Source organism: Flavobacterium cheongpyeongense (assembly GCF_003202435.1).
GTDB lineage: Bacteria > Bacteroidota > Bacteroidia > Flavobacteriales > Flavobacteriaceae > Flavobacterium > Flavobacterium cheongpyeongense.
The window spans coordinates 12,328-32,089 of record NZ_QJHK01000026.1; the positions used below are offsets into that span (position 1 = coordinate 12,328).

The 19,762-nt window shown below is 32.7% G+C and carries 14 protein-coding genes; 8 read left to right on the forward strand and 6 right to left on the reverse strand.

Annotated features, from left to right (window positions below; translation table 11 throughout):
* The first annotated feature begins 250 nt into the window (after positions 1–250).
* Positions 251–2,671 carry a phenylalanine--tRNA ligase subunit beta gene (gene pheT, locus DMB65_RS19770; RefSeq protein WP_110308360.1) on the forward strand — a complete coding sequence of 807 codons (2,421 nt, stop codon included), beginning with the start codon at positions 251–253 and terminating at the stop codon, positions 2,669–2,671.
* 58 nt (positions 2,672–2,729) lie between these two features.
* On the opposite strand, the gene DMB65_RS19775 is transcribed toward pheT, so the two are convergent.
* The 4 genes from DMB65_RS19775 to clpB all read right to left on the reverse strand — a co-directional run bounded on the left by DMB65_RS19775 (position 2,730) and on the right by clpB (position 8,334).
* Complete coding sequence (locus tag DMB65_RS19775; RefSeq protein ID WP_110308361.1) at positions 2,730–3,611, reverse strand: DUF808 domain-containing protein; 882 nt, start codon at positions 3,609–3,611, stop codon at positions 2,730–2,732.
* Positions 3,612–3,990: 379 nt separating this feature from the next.
* On the reverse strand, positions 3,991–5,025 hold the full coding sequence (locus DMB65_RS19780; protein WP_110308362.1) for a hypothetical protein: 1,035 nt from the start codon (positions 5,023–5,025) through the stop codon (positions 3,991–3,993).
* A gap of 21 nt (positions 5,026–5,046) precedes the next feature.
* A complete protein-coding gene (locus DMB65_RS19785; protein WP_110308363.1) occupies positions 5,047–5,535 on the reverse strand; it encodes a T9SS type A sorting domain-containing protein in 489 nt (162 codons plus the stop codon).
* Between the two features lie 192 nt (positions 5,536–5,727).
* On the reverse strand, positions 5,728–8,334 hold the full coding sequence (gene clpB / locus DMB65_RS19790) for an ATP-dependent chaperone ClpB (RefSeq protein WP_110308364.1): 2,607 nt from the start codon (positions 8,332–8,334) through the stop codon (positions 5,728–5,730).
* 204 nt (positions 8,335–8,538) lie between these two features.
* Here clpB and ytxJ point away from each other — a divergent pair, with 204 nt between their 5' ends.
* From ytxJ to DMB65_RS19825, 7 genes are all read left to right on the forward strand, one after another.
* Positions 8,539–8,928, forward strand: a complete 390-nt coding sequence (gene ytxJ, locus DMB65_RS19795) for a bacillithiol system redox-active protein YtxJ (RefSeq protein ID WP_110308365.1) — start codon at positions 8,539–8,541, stop codon at positions 8,926–8,928.
* A 233-nt stretch (positions 8,929–9,161) separates the two neighbouring features.
* Positions 9,162–10,829 carry an OstA-like protein gene (locus DMB65_RS19800; RefSeq protein WP_110308366.1) on the forward strand — a complete coding sequence of 556 codons (1,668 nt, stop codon included), beginning with the start codon at positions 9,162–9,164 and terminating at the stop codon, positions 10,827–10,829.
* A gap of 77 nt (positions 10,830–10,906) precedes the next feature.
* Positions 10,907–12,106 (forward strand): aspartate aminotransferase family protein, encoded by a 1,200-nt coding sequence (locus tag DMB65_RS19805; RefSeq protein ID WP_110308367.1) that lies wholly within the window; start codon positions 10,907–10,909, stop codon positions 12,104–12,106.
* Positions 12,107–12,374: 268 nt separating this feature from the next.
* Complete coding sequence (locus DMB65_RS19810; protein WP_110308368.1) at positions 12,375–13,772, forward strand: tetratricopeptide repeat protein; 1,398 nt, start codon at positions 12,375–12,377, stop codon at positions 13,770–13,772.
* Positions 13,772–14,521 carry a shikimate dehydrogenase family protein gene (locus DMB65_RS19815; protein WP_110308369.1) on the forward strand — a complete coding sequence of 250 codons (750 nt, stop codon included), beginning with the start codon at positions 13,772–13,774 and terminating at the stop codon, positions 14,519–14,521. Before DMB65_RS19810 ends, DMB65_RS19815 begins: the two co-directional genes overlap by 1 nt.
* 259 nt (positions 14,522–14,780) lie before the next feature.
* Complete coding sequence (locus DMB65_RS19820; protein WP_110308370.1) at positions 14,781–16,769, forward strand: DUF349 domain-containing protein; 1,989 nt, start codon at positions 14,781–14,783, stop codon at positions 16,767–16,769.
* Between the two features lie 188 nt (positions 16,770–16,957).
* On the forward strand, positions 16,958–17,374 hold the full coding sequence (locus tag DMB65_RS19825) for an OsmC family peroxiredoxin (RefSeq protein WP_110308371.1): 417 nt from the start codon (positions 16,958–16,960) through the stop codon (positions 17,372–17,374).
* Between the two features lie 60 nt (positions 17,375–17,434).
* Here the strand turns inward: DMB65_RS19825 and DMB65_RS19830 are convergent, their stop codons facing one another.
* Positions 17,435–18,154 carry a response regulator transcription factor gene (locus DMB65_RS19830; RefSeq protein WP_110308372.1) on the reverse strand — a complete coding sequence of 240 codons (720 nt, stop codon included), beginning with the start codon at positions 18,152–18,154 and terminating at the stop codon, positions 17,435–17,437.
* 3 nt (positions 18,155–18,157) lie between these two features.
* Positions 18,158–19,747, reverse strand: coding sequence for a sensor histidine kinase (locus tag DMB65_RS19835; RefSeq protein ID WP_110308373.1), 1,590 nt, complete (start codon positions 19,745–19,747; stop codon positions 18,158–18,160).
* Positions 19,748–19,762: the final 15 nt, after the last annotated feature.

A 19,762-nucleotide genomic window follows, 5' to 3' on the forward strand; every position in this document is an offset into this window, starting at 1 on the left:
TAAAAGTTGGCTCTACTTTTCTATAAATTTTAATTTGGATTGTACATGACAGAATTTGTACATCCAAATAATTCAAAACCAATAAAAGTGACCATTTTGTTACTGCCTTTTTTATTAGAATTTTGAAAAACGATCTTAATCCTATTTGATTTTTAAAAAATAATACCTGCTCAAAAAACAAAAAAATAGTTTCCAACTCCCGCAATCTATCCTTATATTTACACCTTTATTTAAGAACAATAAAGTTAACATGAAAATATCTTATAACTGGTTAAAACAATTTATCAAAACAGACTGGACATCAGAACAGACATCTGAATTATTAACAGATTTAGGTTTAGAGGTTGAAATTGTCGAAAAATACCAATCAGTAAAAGGAGGCTTAGAAGGAGTTGTTGTAGGACACGTGCTTACTTGTGAAAAACATCCTGATGCTGACAGATTAAAAGTAACAACCCTAAACATTGGTTTAGAAACTCCTATACAGGTTGTTTGTGGTGCAGCAAATGTTGCGGCAGGTCAAAAAGTACCGGTAGCAACAATAGGAACCGTTTTATATGATAAAGAAGGCTCAGAATTTACTATAAAAAAGGGAAAAATTCGTGGACAGGAAAGCCATGGAATGATTTGCGCTGAAGACGAATTAGGTCTTGGTACAGGGCATGATGGGATTATGGTTCTGGATGATGCTTTTGTTCCCGGGACTCCCGCTTCTGAGGTTTTTAAAATAGCAAATGATGAAGTTTTCGAAATTGGGTTAACTCCAAATCGTGCTGATGCAATGAGCCATTTTGGTACAGCTCGTGATTTAAGAGCCGGAATGCTGCAACGTGGTGTAAATGTAGAATTAATTACGCCCTCTGTAAGCAATTTCAGAGTTGATATGCGTACCCTGAAAATTGACGTAAATGTCGAAGAGCCTCTTTTGGCACCAAGATATTGCGGCGTAACAATTTCAGGTATTACCGTAGAAGAATCCCCAGCCTGGCTGAAAGACCGCTTAAAAGCCATTGGATTAACACCAAAAAATAATATTGTTGATGTTACCAATTATGTCCTACACGAATTAGGTCAGCCTCTACATGCATTTGATGCGGCAAAAATCAACGGAAAAGTAATTGTAAAAACACTTCCGGAGGGAACTAAGTTTGTTACTTTAGATGATGTTGAAAGAACATTACACGCCGAAGATTTAATGATTTGCGATGAAAAAGGACCACTTTGTATCGCAGGTGTTTTTGGAGGAAAAAAATCAGGCGTTACTGAAGGAACTACTGCTGTATTTTTAGAAAGTGCCTATTTTGATGCCGTTAGTATTCGTAAAACAGCCAAAAGACATCAATTAAATACAGATGCTTCTTTTAGATTTGAAAGAGGCATTGATCCAACTATTACTGAATATGCATTAAAACGTGCTGCACTTTTAATTCAGGAAGTCGCAGGAGGAAAAATAACCTCTGATGTAATTGAAGTGTATCCTAAAAAGGTAGAAGACTTTTCTGTTTTCTTAAACTTTAGCCATGTGTCAAAAATCATCGGACAGGAAATCCCAAAAGATACCATTAAGAAAATACTGGTTTCTTTAGATATTAAAGTAAATAGTGTTTCTGATTCCGGTTTAGGATTGACAATTCCGGCCTATAGGGTCGATGTTCAGCGTGAAATAGATGTTATTGAAGAAATTTTAAGAGTATACGGATATAATAATATTGATTTCTCTAAAAAATTTAATGCAACAGTATCCAATTCACCAAGAACGGAAGATTATAAAGTACAAAATGTAATTGCATCACAGTTAAACTCACAAGGTTTTCATGAGATGATGGCAAATTCATTAACAACAGCTGCCTATGTAAAATTGTCAACATCGTTAAAAGAAGAACATAATGTTACGATGCTGAATCCTCTGAGCAGCGATTTGTCTACTATGCGACAATCTTTATTATTCTCTGGTTTAGAAGCGATATCATACAATATCAACCGAAGAAATTCAGATTTAAAACTGTTTGAGTTTGGAAAAACATATCATAAATACCTGAATGGTTACGAAGAACATAAACACTTGAGTTTGTTAATTTCAGGAAACAGAAACAAAGAAAGCTGGACAAGTCCACAAAAAAGCACTGATTTCTTTTTATTGAAAGGGTATGTAGCCGGTATTTTAAATCGTTTAGGAATAGACAAAATTTCAAATATCCCTGTGAAAACTGATATTTTTTCAGAAGGAATTTCAATTTGCTACAACAATGATACGCTGGTTGAACTGGGAAGTGTAAAAAAATCAATTTTAAAACATTTCGGAATAAAACAAGAGGTTTATTATGCCGATTTTAACTGGGATTTGGTTCTGAGAATAATCACCGGAAAAATTAAATATTCTGAAATCCCAAAATATCCTGAAGTTCGCAGAGATTTAGCTCTTTTGATTGATCAGCATACAACTTACGAAAGTATTTATAATTTAGCCAGACAAACAGAGAAATATCTTTTGAAAGACATCAATTTATTTGATGTTTATGAAGGTAATAAACTCCCTCAAGGCAAAAAATCGTACGCTATGAGTTTTACCATTCAGGATAATACAAAAACACTAACAGACTCGCAGATTGACAAGATTATGACCAAACTGCAACAGACTTTTGAAACTGAACTTGGAGCGACTTTAAGATAATCGGATAAAAAAAACACCAGTGATTCTGGTGTTTTTTTTATATATTACTAGATATAGCTTACGCTTTTTTTTCAAAAATCTTTTTAAAGATATTTACGATTACTAAAACGATAAGCCCTAAAACCAGTCCAATAACAAACTCTTTTATTACAGAAGGAAGTTGAATTGCGGGTACATAATGATGAAAAAACGGGATATAATGAACAAAAATCCCTCCGGCTACTAAGAGCAATGCAATTGTACCAATAACAGTTAGACTCCTGATTATTAACGGAAGTGCTTTTACCAAAATATTACCTATAAATTTTGACACACTTTTTTCTCTTTTACTAAATTTAATAAGTCTGTAACCTGCTTCATCCATTCGAACAATAAGAGCTACAATACCGTAAACACCAATTGTGGCAATTACTGCAATTATTGAAGTGACAATAATCTGCTGCATTAAAGGTTCTTCAATGACGGTACCCAAAGCAATTATTACAATTTCAACAGATAATATAAAATCAGTTATGATAGCTGATTTTATTTTTCCTTTTTCCATTTCCAAAATTTCTTCCTCCGTAAAGGTTTCCTCCGATATTCCTTCTGATTCTTCATGTGAATGCGGAAATATAAATTCATATATTTTTTCGGCACCTTCGTAGGCCAAAAATAATCCTCCCAAAACTAGAATCACAATAATAGCAACTGGTAAAAAAGCACTCAACAAAAATGCTATTGGAAGAATAATAGCTTTATTAAGTAGCGACCCTTTGCTGATTGCCCAAAGTACAGGAAGCTCTCTGGAAGATGCAAACCCAGAAGCTTTTTCAGCATTTACTGCTAAATCATCCCCTAAAATACCCGCAGTTTTCTTTGCTGCAATTTTACTCATTACTGCAACATCATCCATAATTGCTGCAATATCATCTAATAGTACGAAAAACCCTGATGCCATTATAATTTACTTTTAGTATATAAATCCATTTTTTAGTTGTGCGAATCTAATACTTTTGATTTAATTTTCCTCGAAAAATCAACTGCATTGCCCAAGAAGAAGCCAAATAATGATAAAACCAAAATAGTTTCAAAACAACCTCCATCAATTTTTTTGGCACCATAGCCTGCGATTAATCCTCTGAATATATTGTTTCATAATCTTATGTTTTTAAATTATTTTTTTTTCTAGTAATGTAAAGTTGAGAACTAAATTGAAAATAGTTTTTATATTACTTTAAAAAAAAATTGCATGATTTACGTTTTATGAATCTTCCATAAATAAAAAAACCAGCCTTATTTATGACTGGTAATTTCTAAATTTATCAATAGTTTAAATTTTAATCAGTTATAACGTTATTACCTGTATTAATTAAAGTTGTCTTATTAACAATTCCTTGTCCTGTAGGAGGAGCTGGGGGGATTTGACCTCCTATATTAATATTTTTTCCGGTCGCAGGAGTAATATTTAATATTCTGCTTAAGATCAAATTAACCTGGGAACTTGATAGTGCATTTTTATCAAAACTAATACTTCCCAATCTATAAAGGGAAGCTAATAATGGCATATCAATAGAAGAAAGAATAGAATTATTTCTAAAAAAAATCACTTGAGCTTTAGTTAATAAAGGCAAAGAAATTGATTGTAACGATGAATTACCAATAATATGAGAATCACCATTTACAGTCTTCAAAACAGGAAATAAAATTGTGTTCAGTTTTTCATTATTTCCTATGCTTAGATCGTTATAAACCTCGGTAAGACCATTTAAATTTATAGAAACTAATTTTAAATTATCACTTATATTTATATCAATTAAACTTTTAACTACACTTAAATCTAAAGTTGTCAAATTTGTTGTATTAATAACATAGACATTTTCTGTATTTGGTCCATACTCAGTTGCTATTTTTACTGTTGCTTCTGCATCTGTAATATCACCCGTTATTACAATACTTGTCTTCCCTTGGTTCTTACTACTTCCGGCATATAGTGCATAAGGCACACTTAAAAGCTGGCTTGTACCACTAATAGTATAATTACTCCCTCCTGCTGGATCAATTTCAGTCTTAATAAAATGTGATCCAGCACCCCAATCGACACCTTCAAAAGTACCTGTAACAGGTGTTCCGCCTCCTATTTCTATAGTTGCTAATCCGTTATTGTTCGTGGTGGTTGTTTGCGTTTCAACATAAGACGCTGTGCCGCTTGCTGAACCTAATAAAATACTGCTTTTTATACTTACTAAAGTATTTACAACCAATGTTCCGTCTGTTTTACGAATAACCGATTGGTAACTCATTTTCTGTGGAGCCTGAGCAAATAAAATACTAAAAGAACTTAATAATAGTAATGCAAGAGTAATTTTTTTCATATATTTTCTACGATTTAATTGTTATTTTTTTATGATTTTAAAAGTTTTTATTGTTTTGTTACCATTATTTATTGCCAGAAAATAAATTCCCTGATTCAATCCTTGCATGGATACACTTGTTTCTGAACTTGTTATTTTTAAATTTTTAGATACTATTTTTCCACTAATATCAAATAAATTATACGATAATTCATTCCATTTATCAGCTGCTACAACTAAATTAAATACATCAATAGCAGGATTTGGATAAGCAGTCATTATTAGATTAATATCAGTAAATTCATTGTTTCCTAAGGTAATGATTTCATAAGGCTGTTGAATACCTTGTAGAACATACCCATCAGCTCCGGCTAAAGTTGTATAAACTGTTTGCCCAATTGAATAACTCGAGGTACCTCCCGCACCAGTGGCACTTCCTCCGGCAACTACTACGCTCTCTTGCGAATAACTACTGAGAAATGAAATACCGGTAATAAATAAAATAAAAAAAGTTTGTTGGTTTCCTTTCATATAATTGATTTAATAGTGAATTATTTTATGTGACTCAAGATTTAATTTTATTCATTAACTTAAATCTAAAATCTAAATTTGGTCGTTCAAATATACACTAATTCTTACAGTAAAATTTTACGATAAAGAAAAGAAACATAAAAAAACACCAGCTTTACAACTGGTGTTTTCAAACTATTAAAAACCAAATATTTAGTTTTCTAATTCACCTGTCTGATTCCTGAAGACCAGTTTACCATCAAAAGCATCAATTAAAATAATACTGTCTGTTGTTATATTTCCTGCCAGAATTTCTTTAGACAATTGATTCAAAACTTCTCTCTGAATTACTCGTTTTACAGGTCTTGCACCAAACTCTGGATCATATCCTTTATCTGAAAGATATTGGATTCCCTCAGGAGTTGCATCCATCGTAATACCTTGCAATGCCAGCATTTTACTAACACTTTTAAGCTGTAAACTCACAATTCTGGATATATTGTCGACTGTTAAAGGCGTAAACATTACAATTTCATCGATACGGTTTATAAACTCTGGACGAACGGTCTGTTTCAACAAACCTAATACCTCCACTTTTGCAGCCTCAGTGGCGGCTTCGACACTTCCTTTTAGATTTTGAAACTTCTCTTGTATGATATGACTTCCCATATTAGATGTCATAATGATAATTGTATTTTTAAAATCTGCCAAACGTCCTTTGTTATCTGTCAACCGCCCTTCATCCAAAACCTGTAACAGAATATTGAATGTATCTGGATGCGCCTTTTCGATCTCGTCTAATAAAATCACAGAATACGGTTTTCTGCGCACCGCTTCTGTCAGTTGACCTCCTTCGTCATATCCAACATATCCTGGAGGTGCACCAACCAAACGACTCACACTGTGGCGTTCCTGATACTCACTCATATCGATACGTGTCATGGCATTTTCATCATCAAAAAGATATTCGGCCAATGCTTTTGCTAACTCAGTTTTACCCACTCCGGTGGTTCCCAGAAATAAAAACGTTCCAACTGGTTTTTTCATATCCTGTAACCCCGCACGGCTTCTTCGTACAGCATCACTAACAGCCTCAATAGCTTCTTCCTGCCCTACTACTCTTCTGTGCAATTCTTCTTCAAGATGCAGTAATTTTTCTCTTTCGGTCTGAAGCATTTTCATCACCGGAATTCCAGTCCATTTAGCAACAACCTCTGCAATATCTTCACGGGTCACTTCTTCTTTAATTAATGAATTCCCAGATTGATATTCCTGTAGTTGCTTTTGTAAAACATCAAGACGTTCCTGCGCCTCCTTAATTTTTCCGTAACGGATTTCGGCTACTTTTCCGTAATCCCCATCGCGTTCTGCACGTTCTGCTTCATATTTAAAGTCTTCAATTTCAAGTTTTACTGCCTGAATTCCATCTACAATATCTTTTTCAGATTTCCATTTGGTATAGATTTCGTTACGCTCTTCTTTTAAATTTGCCAAATCCATACGAAGGATTTTAAGCTTGCTTTCTTCTTTTTCTCGTTTAATAGCTTCAATTTCTATTTCCAATTGCATGATTTTACGATCCAAGACATCCAGTTCTTCTGGTTTTGAATTAATTTCCATACGTAACTTAGAAGCAGCTTCATCCATTAAGTCAATAGCTTTATCCGGCAAAAAACGATTCGTAATATAACGCTGTGAAAGCTCTACTGCAGCAATAATTGCCTCATCTTTTATCTGGACTTTGTGGTGTGTTTCATATTTTTCTTTAATTCCGCGTAAAATAGAAATCGCACTTTCAGTATCCGGCTCATCTACCAGAACTTTCTGAAAACGACGTTCCAAAGCTTTATCTTTTTCAAAGTATTTTTGATATTCATCTAAAGTGGTAGCTCCAATCGCCCTCAATTCTCCACGAGCCAAAGCCGGCTTAAGGATATTTGCTGCATCCATGGCTCCTTCGCCTCCACCTGCGCCAACTAAAGTATGAATCTCGTCAATAAATAAAACAATATCACCTTCAGCAGCCGTAACCTCTTTAACCACTGATTTTAATCGCTCTTCAAATTCTCCTTTGTATTTTGCACCAGCAATCAATGCCCCCATATCCAAAGAAAAAACAATTTTGTCTTTCAGATTTTCAGGCACATCACCATCAACAATTCGGTGCGCCAAACCTTCTGCTATCGCCGTTTTACCAACTCCTGGTTCTCCAACCAGCATTGGATTGTTTTTTGTTCTTCGTGTCAGAATCTGTAACACACGGCGAATTTCCTCATCACGTCCAATAACAGGATCCAGTTTTCCTGTACTTGCTAATTCGTTTAAATTTTTAGCATATTTATTCAGGGCATTGTAAGTTTCCTCCGCCGAAGCCGAGGTTACTCTCTCACCTTTTCTAAGTTCTTCAATAGTAGCTTTCAGACCTTTTCCGGTAACACCCTGATCTTTTAAAATTTGAGCTACTTTACTTTTCGAATCAAAAATTGCTAGTATTAAATGTTCGATCGAAACATATTCGTCATTCATTTTTTTTGCAATAATTTCAGCTTCATTCAAAGTTTTATTTGTTTCTCTGGAAAGCAAAATATCGCCTCCTGAAACTTTTGGAAAACTCTGAATAGTTGAGTCTAAAATTTGCAAAAACAAGGGCACGTTTACATTGAGTTTTTTCAAAATAAAAGGCACTACATTTTCATCGACTTCAAAAATAGCCTTAAAAATGTGTTCGTTTTCAATTTGTTGCTGTCCGTATGTTTGCGCCAGTTGCTGAGAAAGCTGGATAGCTTCCTGTGATTTCGTTGTAAATTTATTAATATTCATAGCTGTTCGATTTAGGATTGAATTTTACATTTTTTGTTTTGATACCACCAAAATTAGAATCTATTGCATTTAATTATAACTTTAAATACGATACCTTTGTACTTAATTCAAAATACATTCCATACTAAAATTACAGACAAAATGACACTTAAAACTGGCTTTAGCTATTTTTTAAACGTCAAAAAGTCATAAAACAAGCCAATTATGAGTTTTTTAAATTCAATCTTCGGAAATTCAGAGAATACAAATTCTCCCAAAAGCAATGTAAACTGGACTGAATTAACTGATATTTTACAGTTAATGGAAATTGAAGCAATATCGAACGAAAAACCGGTTATAATTTTCAAACACAGTACCAGATGCAGTATTAGCAGGATGGCCTTGAAACAATTTGAACGTGAGTTTGATTTAAACGATACTGTCGATGCGTATTTTCTCGATTTGATTGCACACCGTGACGTTTCAAATGAAATCGCCAAAAAGTTTAATGTTTATCATGAGTCACCTCAATTAATTTTGATCAAAAACGGAAAAGCTGTTTATGATGTTTCACATAGCAGCATTGATGCCGAAACTCTAAAAAACAAACTTTAATTATAGAAATATGCCCTCTTCTAAATTTACATAGTACTCAAGGTGGTTTGCCTATATTTGACTTTTTTTACAAAAAAATGATACAATTAAATTAAAAGAGTCAAAGCAGCTATTTTTCTATTATCGATTTATAAATTTGAAATAACAAATATCCCTTAACCAGGATTATAAATAAATCTTAATATGAACTAAGGTTCTTCGCTTTTTCATAAATTTGACAAAAATTAAATCAATTGAATAAATTATTCTTTTTCATATCTTATTGTTTGCTTTTGGTAAGTGTACAAGGCGTATTTGCACAGGCACCTAAAAAAATAATAGTCGAGAACTCAGACTTTTCAGATGTCAACGAAGTAGAAATTCCCGGGGCACTTTTACTTACGGGAAATGTAAAAATAAATCACGATGGCGTAGTCCTTACTTGTAATAAAGCTTATTTTTTTCAAAAAGAAAATTATATTAAAGCTTTCGGAAACGTACAACTTGTTCAGGGCGATACCTTATTTTTAAACAGCAAATATGCCGAATACAGCGGTAATGTAAAAAAAGCTTTTGCAACCGGAAATGCAGTAATGACCTCTCCAGACGCAACCTTGCAAACAGACACTATCAATTTTGACAGAAATGTACAGGAAGTTTTTTACAATACAAAGGGTACTATTGTCAACAAAGACAATACCTTAGTGAGTAAATCCGGAAGATATTATGTAGCGCAGAAAAAATTTCAGTTTTTAACCGAAGTAACGCTCACAAACCCGAAATATGTCATAAAATCTAATCACTTAGATTTTTACAGTAACTCTGGACACTCTTATTTATTTGGACCGTCAACTATTACAAGCAAAACAAATTATATCTACACCGAAAATGGTTTTTACGATACCAAGAAAAACCTCGCACACTTTCTGCGAAAATCATACATAAAATACGATGACAGGAGAATAGAAGGTGATAGTCTGTTTTACAATCGAAATACCGAATTTGCTTCAGCAACCAGAAACGTAAAAATTACCGATTCTATAAACAAAGGAATCGTAAAAGGTCATTATGCCGAATTATACAAACTAAAGGATTCTATGTTTGTAACAAAAAGGGCAGTTGCTATAAATTTGGTCGAAAAAGATTCTGTATATATTCATGGTAAAAAACTAATGGTTACCGGGAAAGAAGGAGAAAGAATCATCAGAGCTTTTAATAATGTCCGCTTTTACAAAATCGATATGAGTGGAAAATGTGATTCCCTTCATTCAAACAGTAAAACAGCATTAACAAAACTAATAGGCAATCCAATTTTATGGAATGCAGAAAGCCAGATTACCGGCGACCTCATGCATTTAATTGGAGATAATAAGACCCGGAAAATAGACTCGCTTAAAGTTTTTAACAATACCTTTCTAATATCAAAGGACACGCTCGGCACAGGATATAATCAGGTCAAAGGCCTCAACCTGTTTGGGAAATTCAGGGACGGAAAACTACATGATGTCGATATAATAAAAAATACAGAAGCGATATATTATGCACGAAATTCAGCAAACGAACTTGTGGGTATCGACAAAAGTGTAAGCAGCAGAATTAACCTTATTATAGAGAATAATAGAGTGGAAAACATCACTCTTTTTAAAAATGTTCAAAGTGATAGCTATCCTGAAGACGAATTAGCAGAAAATGACAGGAAATTAAAAGGCTTTGTCTGGCGAGGAGATGAACGCATAAAATCAAAAGATGCTATTTTCCCTGCTGAAGAAAACGAACTCAACGATAAATTAATCAAAGAAGGTAAAACGGCAGATGCCAAACCAAATGTTCCAATGAAAGTCAGGAAGGAAACGTTAAATTACGGTAAGAAGAAACCTGTAGCAAAAGCCAGCATATCGACTAAGACAAAAGCTAAAAAATAGTTTTTGGCAACAGTGGTTTTTAAGCAACCGAAAATAACTCCGAATATCAAATCTTAGTTTCTTAAAAACTCAGAAAAATGAATCCAGATTTTATAAAATACCAGGCACAAACTTCTCCTTACCCACTCGGAATGGAAGTTTCGCATGCAATCGGCTCTTACATTTACGATACTACTAATAAAAAATATTTAGATTTTGTAGCCGGCGTATCAGCCTGTACACTAGGTCACCAGCATCTTAGAGTAAATCAGGCAATAAAAGATCAGCTGGACAAATATTCACACGTAATGGTTTATGGCGAATATTCACAAAGTCCGGCCGTAGAATATTGCAAATTATTAGCTTCACTCCTACCAGATTCGTTAAACAAAACTTATTTAGTAAATTCAGGAACAGAAGCAATCGAAGGGGCACTTAAATTAGCAAAACGAACAACAGGCCGCAGTCAGCTCATTTCATGCAACAATGCCTATCACGGAAATACGATGGGCTCTATGAGTGTTATGGGATTCGAAGAACGCAAACAAGCCTTTCGCCCATTGCTACCGGATGTTGATTTTATTACATTTAACAACGAAGACGATTTACAAAAAATAACGACCAGAACAGCAGCCATTTTACTCGAAACGATTCAGGGCGGCGCTGGTTTTATTCAGCCAGAAAACAACTTTCTGCAAAAAGTACGAATACGCTGTAACGAAGTTGGTGCGATGATGATCGTAGATGAAATTCAGCCTGGATTTGGCCGGACCGGAAAATTATTCGGTTTTCAAAACTACGATGTTATTCCTGATATTGTTGTAATGGGAAAAGGCATGGGTGGCGGAATGCCGGTAGGTGCTTTTACGGCAGCTGCTGAAAAAATGGATCTTTTAATGGCGAACCCAAAATTAGGACATATCACCACTTTTGGAGGTCATCCTGTCATTGCGGCAGCCTGTCTGGCAACTTTGAAAGAATTAACTGAGACTAATCTGATGCAGGAAACTTTAGCCAAAGAAAAACTCTTCAGATCACTTTTGGTACACCCTTTGATAACAGAAATCAGAGGAAAAGGATTAATGCTTGCCGCGATGACTGAAACTGCCGAAATAACCAATGAGGTAATTTTAAACTGTAAGGACAAAGGACTCATTTTATTCTGGCTGCTGTTTGAAGGATGTGCCATACGGATAACACCTCCATTAACCATTTCTGAAGAAGAAATAAAAGAAGGCTGCTCCATAATTCTAGAAGTTATGGATGAAATTTTAAAAAAGGACAAAAAGTATAATTAGGAGCCATTTCCAGCTATCCACTTTATCTTTTGTTTTTTAAAGAAAAAAATAAAAGGATATCGTTTCTATCTGGGCTAACAGATGAATTTTAAAAAAAAAATCAGAATAACAGACAAATCATCTTTTATATCAGAAGATTATAATTTAAAAACAGCATCAAATTCTGTCCATATTGTTAATTAAATTGTTCAAAACAATTCATTTCCTTTACTAACTAAATAATATGGTTACCTAAATTTATAACAGGCTAATTTCAAAAACACAAAGTATGCAATTAAGCAACGAAGAAGAAGATTATAACCTATCCCTATCCAAATTTGAGTCGATGTTAAAAACTAACAAAGTACTCTTTTTTGATTCTGAAGAGTTCGAAGAAATTATTCTTCATTATTTAGACATAGGCAAGGCTAATTTAGCAAAAAAAGCCTTAAAACTTGCATTAGACCAACACCCAAAATCTACAGGCTTAAAATTAGTACAAGTAGAAATGCTGGTTTACGACGACAAATTAGAAATCGCCGAAAAACTTTTAAACGAGTTATATGCAATCGAACCCAATAACGAGGAAATTTACATCCAGAAAGCCAATATCTGCTCTAAAAGAGACCAGCACGAAAAAGCAGTAGAATTACTTAAAATTGCCTTAAAATATACTGACGATTTCGCTGATGTGTACAACTTAATCGGAATGGAGTATCTTTTTATGGACAATCTGGAGATGGCCAAAGACAGCTTTATCAAATGCCTTGAAGAAGATTTAGAAGACCAGTCAGCTTTATATAATGTGGTTTATTGTTTTGAATTTTTAGATCAAAATCAGCAAGCCATTGTATACCTTCAGGATTATATCAATAAAAACCCATATAGTGAAATTGCCTGGCACCAGCTGGGACGCTTACATTACGGCATAAAAGAATACGAAAATGCCATTCGCGCTTTTGACTATGCAACCCTGATTGACGAAGAATTTTTAGGGGCATTCATGGAAAAAGCAAAAGCTTATGAACGACTCAAAAAATATACTGAAGCAATAGAAAGTTATAACCGTACTATCGAATTAGATGATGCAACTTCCTATGCTTTATTGCGTATTGGTAAATGTTATGAAAAATTAGGAAATACCGTTTTAGCCCTTAAATATTATAACCAAACCGTTCATGAAGACCCTCTTCTGGACAAAGGCTGGATTGCTATTACCGACTTTTATGTTCGTCAGAAAAACTTTCAGAAAGCTTTATTTTTTGTCAATAAAGCACTAGCAATAGATAATCAAAATCGTTTGTACTGGAAACGTTATGCTACTATAAATAAACAAATGAATTTTTTTGAAGAAGCTGAGTTTGGTTATAGAAAAGCAGTAGAATTTGGCGATTATGCATTAGATACCTGGTTATTCTGGGTAGATATTTTGCAATTTTTAGGAGAATTTGACAGTGCCGTTCAAACTTTACTGCAGGCTTCTGAATATTTCCCGGAAGAAAATGAAATCGAGTATCGTCTTGCCGGATTGTATTTTATGATTCAGGACAATACAAAAGCTAAATTCCATTTAAGTAACGCATTACGTTTAAACTTTGATAATTACATTTTAATTGAAGATTTATTCCCTGTAGTCTGGACAAAAAAAACAGTAAAAAATTATATTGAAAAACACAGAAAACAATAATGATTCATAATATAAGAAGACGATTTGGTTTATTAGGCCGTAACATTAGCTATTCATTTTCAAAAGGATATTTTACAGAAAAATTTAATGATGAAGTTTTCGCAGGCAACAGTTATGAAAATTTCGATATTTCGGAAATTAATTATTTTACTGAATTAGTAAAAAACAACCCCGATCTAAAAGGTCTTAATGTTACGATTCCCTACAAAGAACAGGTAATACCATTTTTAGATAAACTTTCAAAAAAAGCAACTTTAATTGGTGCAGTAAACACTATTAAGTTTACCAAAAAAGGAAAATTAAAAGGATACAATACAGACTATTACGGTTTCAAAAAATCATTAAAACCATTATTAGAACCACATCATAAAAAAGCACTTATTTTAGGAACTGGTGGAGCTTCAAAAGGTGTTGCTTTTGCTTTAGATGAACTGGATATTCCTTATACTTTTGTTTCCAGGGAAGCCAAAGAAAATATTATTGACTATAGTTTAATTAATGCAACTACTTTTGATAATTTTCAAATCATAATTAATTGTACTCCTGTCGGAACCAGCCCAAATACTGAAGCCTGCCCAGATCTTCCGTACGATTTTTTTACCGAAAAACATATTGCCTATGACTTAATTTACAATCCTGCTGAAACTCAATTTTTAAAAAATGCCAAAGAAAGAGGTGCAGTAATAAAAAATGGTCTTGATATGCTTATTTTCCAGGCAGAAAAAGCATGGAAAATCTGGAATAAATAATTCTTCGTAAAACAATTATAATTTGAGGCTGTCCGAAAAGTATGGACAGCCTCTTTTTTATACTAAAATAGTTGGACTCCTTCAGAAAACCAAGCCCAACATTTACTAAAAAATGAATTCATTAGATTTAAATAAGTTTAAAGATTAAATAATGTAAGATTTTAAATCAAAAAAACATATAAACAAACGATTTATTTTGTATTTAGAAACACCTTTACTATCTTTCGCAATCTTTAAATAAAAACCTTATACATTTAAAATGTTAGAAGAAAAGAATGATAACCTGCAGGAAGCAGATGGAAAATCAGGAATCGACGTAAATGATTCTTTACAAAATAATGAAATAGAAACATCTATTTCTGAAACGACAACAGAAGATAAAATTTCTCTTCCTGAGAATGGAACAGAAAATATTCAGGTCGAACAAACAAGTCATCAGGAAGCATTAGATGCAATAACAAATTCTAATGCTGAAGAAAGCGAGGACGAAACATTAAAAGAGCGTCATGATATTCCTATGCAGGATTATGATACATTCTCATTAGACACACTTGTCGATGAATTAAGAAAACTTGTAAATACAGACAAAGTGATGTCTGTAAAAGATCATATTGAAGAAATTAAAAAATCTTTTTTAATCCAGTTTAATCATCTCATTGAGGAGAAAAAGGAAGAATTTAATGCAACAAATCAGGACCCAAATGAAGATTTTCAATACCATTCTCCTTTAAAGTCAAAATTCGATGAATATTATAACATTTTTCGAGAAAAGAGAAATGCTCATTTTAAAAATCTGCAAAGCAATTTAAAATCAAATTTAGAAAACCGACTTGCTATCGTTGACGAGCTAAAAGAACTTATAAATCCGCAGGAAAACATCAAAGACACACTTAAACATTTTAATGAATTAAGAGAAAGATGGAAAAATGCCGGAGCAATTCCAAAAGATAAATACAATCACGTTTGGAATAATTACCACTTTCATGTTGAAAATTTCTATGATTATCTGCATTTAGACCGTGAAGCAAGAGATTTGGATTTCAAATATAATCTGGAACAAAAACAAAAAATAATTACCCGTGTTGAAGAATTAGTAAATGAAACCGACATTAGTAAAGCATTTCGCGAATTACAGGATTTACACAGAATCTGGAAAGAGGATATCGGCCCTGTATCTAAAGAATATCGGGATGTAATCTGGAATAAATTTAGCGAGCTAACAAAAAAGATTCATGATAAGAGAGAACTTTTATTTGAAAGCCAAAGAGCGAACGAAGAACAAAATCTTGAAATTAAAAAAGGGATTATCGCTACTATTGAACTTTTAGCTACAGAAAAAGTGGGTTCTCATTCGCAATGGCTGGTACAAATACAAAAAGTTGAAGCACTTAGAAATGATTTTTTTGCTGCTGGAAAAGTTCCAAGTGATGTTAACGAACAGACTTGGGCAGCATTTAAAACTGCAGTGAGAAACTTTAATTCTTTTAAAAATTCTTTTTATAAAGACATTAAAAAAGACCAAAACGAGAATTTAAATAAAAAAATAGCTTTAGTTGCAAAGGCTAAAGAACTACAGGAAAACACAGATTTTGCTGCTACTACTCCAATAATGAAACAAATTCAGGAAGAGTGGAAACAAATTGGTCATGTTCCTAAAAAATACTCAGACAAAATCTGGAAAGAGTTTAAAGATGCCTGCAACCATTATTTTGACAAATTAAAAGAACACAAATCTGAAGAAAACGAAGAAGAAGTTGCTGCATTTGACAATAAAAAAGCATACTTAGACACCTTAAGAGCATTCGAACTTACAGGAGATCATAAAACAGATTTGGACGCTATTAAATTACATATTGAAACATGGAAAGGATTTGGAAAAGTTCCTTTTTCAAGACGTCATATTGAAGGTAAATTCAACAAAATCTTAGACGCTCTTTTTGAAAAATTAAGCCTGAGTAAAAAGGACACTGAAATGATGCGTTTTTCGAACAGAATAGATTCTTTATCTGAAAGTAATGATACGCGAAAATTAGATAATGAAAAGATTTTCATAATTCGTAAAATCGAAGAAGTTCAAAATGAAATATTCCAATTAGAAAATAATATCCAGTTTTTTACTAATACAAAAAATGCAAAAAAAGAAAACTCTATAGTGCTTGAAGTTCGTAAAAATATTGCTATTCATAAAGAAAGTCTGGAAGTATGGAAAGACAAACTGAAACAATTGCGTAATTTAAACCAGGAATAAGGCTTTAAAAGCCATAATTTAAGAAAGGGTGTAATGATAATTTCCATTACACCCTTTTTTATTTATTTTTTATTTCAGGACAAATTGATACAACAAAACCACAAAATAATAACTATATTTGAGCAACACATTACCAACTGATAATCAACAATATATCAGTTCAATTATAAATTTTAATAACAACGAAAATGAAATTCACAAGAAAAGCCAACGCCAACTGGAAAGGAACAGGTATGGAAGGAACAGGAACTATAACGACACAAAGTACAACCTTAAATAATGCACAATTATCTTTTAAAACAAGATTTGCAGACGGAGTAGGAACCAATCCGGAAGAACTTATTGCTGCGGCTCATTCCGGCTGCTTTACCATGCAATTAAGTTTCCTATTAAACGAAGGCGGATTTGTTGCTGATGATTTGTCTACAGAAGCCACAGTTACTTTTGAAGATGGTTCTATCACTTTAATCCACTTAGAACTCAAAGGAAAGGTGCCTTCAATAACAGCCGAAAAATTTGTAGAAATTGCAACAAAAGCAAAAGAAATTTGTCCAATTTCAAAGTTATTGAAAACCGAAATTACATTGGGAATTAATTTAGTTTAGAAATCCTTTTAACCCTCATCCATAAAAAAAGCTCCGATATGACTCGGAGCTTTTTGTTATTTATTCTGATACAGATTTGCTTTTTACTACTAGTCTAAAACCTTCTCCGTGAATGTTTAAAATCTCAACATCCTCATCAGCTTTCAGATATTTTCTAAGTTTTGCAATGTAAACATCCATACTTCTTGAAGTAAAGTAGTTGTCATCTCTCCAAATTTTTGTCAACGCCAATTCTCTGGGCATCAGATCATTTTCATGTAGAATTAACATTTTAAGCAATTCATTCTCTTTTGGAGATAATTTTATTGGTTCATCATTTTCAAATGTCAAAAATCTTAGTTTTGAATTTAAATGAAATTTACCAATATTGAATTCAAACTGAATCTGTTCTGCTTTTGTATCAGATGATTTTCTTTGAATGATCGCCTTGATTTTCATCAATAATACTTCAGAATCAAAAGGTTTGTTCAGATAATCATCAGCACCTGCTTTGTATCCTTTCAAAACATCCTCTTTCATTGATTTAGCTGTCAAAAAAATAATAGGAACTTCACTATTCTTTTCTCTGATTTCTTTTGCTAAAGTATACCCATCTTTATAAGGCATCATCACATCAAGAATGCATAAATCATAAACATCCTTTTTGAACTTTTCGAAACCTTCCATTCCATTTTTTGCCAAAGTGACATCAAAGTCGTTAAGCATCAAATAATCTTTAAGAACTGCACCAAAATTAAGGTCATCTTCTACTAAAAGTATTCTTTTATTAATATTTTCCATATTTTAATTTATTAGTGGTATTTTTATTATGAAGGTACTACCTTTTCCCTTTTCGCTTTCTACATAAACCTGACCATTGTGATCTTCTACAATTCTTTTTACATAAGCAAGACCTAAACCATGTCCTTTTACATTATGTAAGTCTCCGGTATGTTCTCTGTAAAATTTCTCAAAAACTCTTTTTTGAGCCACTTTACTCATTCCTAATCCATTATCTTTTATTTTTATAAGAATCATGTCCTTTACATTCTCCGTAAACACCTCTATTTCAGGAATATCCGGCGAATATTTTATAGCATTTTCTAATATATTAACCAAAACATTTGTAAAATGCACTTCATTAATTAGAGAAGTAGTTCTTGCTGCATTCAAATGTTTTACAATAGTACCCTTTTTATCTTCTAAAATCAGGTTTACATGTTCTATAGCATCTTCAATTACATCATGAATTACACTTGGTTCCTTACTGATATCAAGTTCTTTTTTCTCTAGTTTTGAAATTCTTAGTACATTTTCAACCTGAGCATGCATTCTTTTGTTCTCATCTCTAATCATTTGCAGATAACGAAATACTTTCTCCTTATCTTCAATAATTTTGGGGTTTCTAATTGCATCAAGAGCTAAATTTATTGTCGCAATTGGTGTTTTAAACTCATGCGTCATATTGTTTATAAAATCGGTTTTAATTTCAGATATTTGTTTCTGACGTATTAACTGATTTAGAGCACTTGTATAAGCAATAATTATGATAAGCGTAAAAATTATCGAAAGGATAGTAATACTAACCAGTTGGGATAATAGAAATTTCTTTTTGTGCGGAAAAGTAACTAATAATTCATATTTACTATTTCCCTCAATATCTTTAAAAACCGGAATATTATAAGTGGCTTCCTTATCATACAGAAAACCATCAGATTTTATTTTCGTAGGAACGTTATTACTGTATATACCAAATTCAAATTTAGTTTTTATCCCATGTTCAGCAAGTTCCTTTTTCAGGAGGCCTCTTAATTTCTCTTGTGTAACCCTTTCGTCAATAGGCAATATAGCAGCTATATCTTTATATGAAATTTTTAATTGTGCCTCATTCAAAATATCAAGGTTCCCGTCTTTTTCAATTTTGATGTCAGGAATACTACTCTGCGTTAAGGATGAATTATCAATGATATTGTTATTGTTGTAAATCTCTGTTAGCCTTTTTGAACTAAACCTTTTAAATCCATCCGAGTTAAATTTTTTATTAAAAAGTGACGAATTATTTATATCGTATTTTTCAGAGGTTATACTATTTTTATAAACAATAGTTTTGTTTGTTTTCGTATTTCTTTGCACAAATAAAATCTCCAGTAAATCTTCCTTTTGAGGAATCTTACCCGTACTATCTTTTATACGATTAATTTTATCCGAATAGAGATACTCTTCTTGTTTTTCAAGCTTATCTGAAACATCGCTAATTACCTGGGTAACATGATATTTAAACTGCTCATCATTATTTTCCAAAGAAGAATTGAACCAATACACCTGAACAAGAATTATCCCTATTAAGGACAAACTCATTAGCAAAACAAGTATTCTAAAAAATAATTTATTCATCGAAACAAAATTAAT

Excerpts from the sequence above, each read along its gene's own strand:
- pheT (WP_110308360.1), top strand. The coding sequence starts at position 251 with ATGAAAATATCTTATAACTGGTTAAAACAATTTATCAAAACAGACTGG.
- DMB65_RS19775 (WP_110308361.1), bottom strand. The coding sequence starts at position 3,611 with ATGGCATCAGGGTTTTTCGTACTATTAGATGATATTGCAGCAATTATG.
- DMB65_RS19780 (WP_110308362.1), bottom strand. The coding sequence starts at position 5,025 with ATGAAAAAAATTACTCTTGCATTACTATTATTAAGTTCTTTTAGTATT.
- DMB65_RS19785 (WP_110308363.1), bottom strand. The coding sequence starts at position 5,535 with ATGAAAGGAAACCAACAAACTTTTTTTATTTTATTTATTACCGGTATT.
- clpB (WP_110308364.1), bottom strand. The coding sequence starts at position 8,334 with ATGAATATTAATAAATTTACAACGAAATCACAGGAAGCTATCCAGCTT.
- ytxJ (WP_110308365.1), top strand. The coding sequence starts at position 8,539 with ATGAGTTTTTTAAATTCAATCTTCGGAAATTCAGAGAATACAAATTCT.
- DMB65_RS19805 (WP_110308367.1), top strand. The coding sequence starts at position 10,907 with ATGAATCCAGATTTTATAAAATACCAGGCACAAACTTCTCCTTACCCA.
- DMB65_RS19810 (WP_110308368.1), top strand. The coding sequence starts at position 12,375 with ATGCAATTAAGCAACGAAGAAGAAGATTATAACCTATCCCTATCCAAA.
- DMB65_RS19815 (WP_110308369.1), top strand. The coding sequence starts at position 13,772 with ATGATTCATAATATAAGAAGACGATTTGGTTTATTAGGCCGTAACATT.
- DMB65_RS19820 (WP_110308370.1), top strand. The coding sequence starts at position 14,781 with ATGTTAGAAGAAAAGAATGATAACCTGCAGGAAGCAGATGGAAAATCA.
- DMB65_RS19825 (WP_110308371.1), top strand. The coding sequence starts at position 16,958 with ATGAAATTCACAAGAAAAGCCAACGCCAACTGGAAAGGAACAGGTATG.
- DMB65_RS19830 (WP_110308372.1), bottom strand. The coding sequence starts at position 18,154 with ATGGAAAATATTAATAAAAGAATACTTTTAGTAGAAGATGACCTTAAT.
- DMB65_RS19835 (WP_110308373.1), bottom strand. The coding sequence starts at position 19,747 with ATGAATAAATTATTTTTTAGAATACTTGTTTTGCTAATGAGTTTGTCC.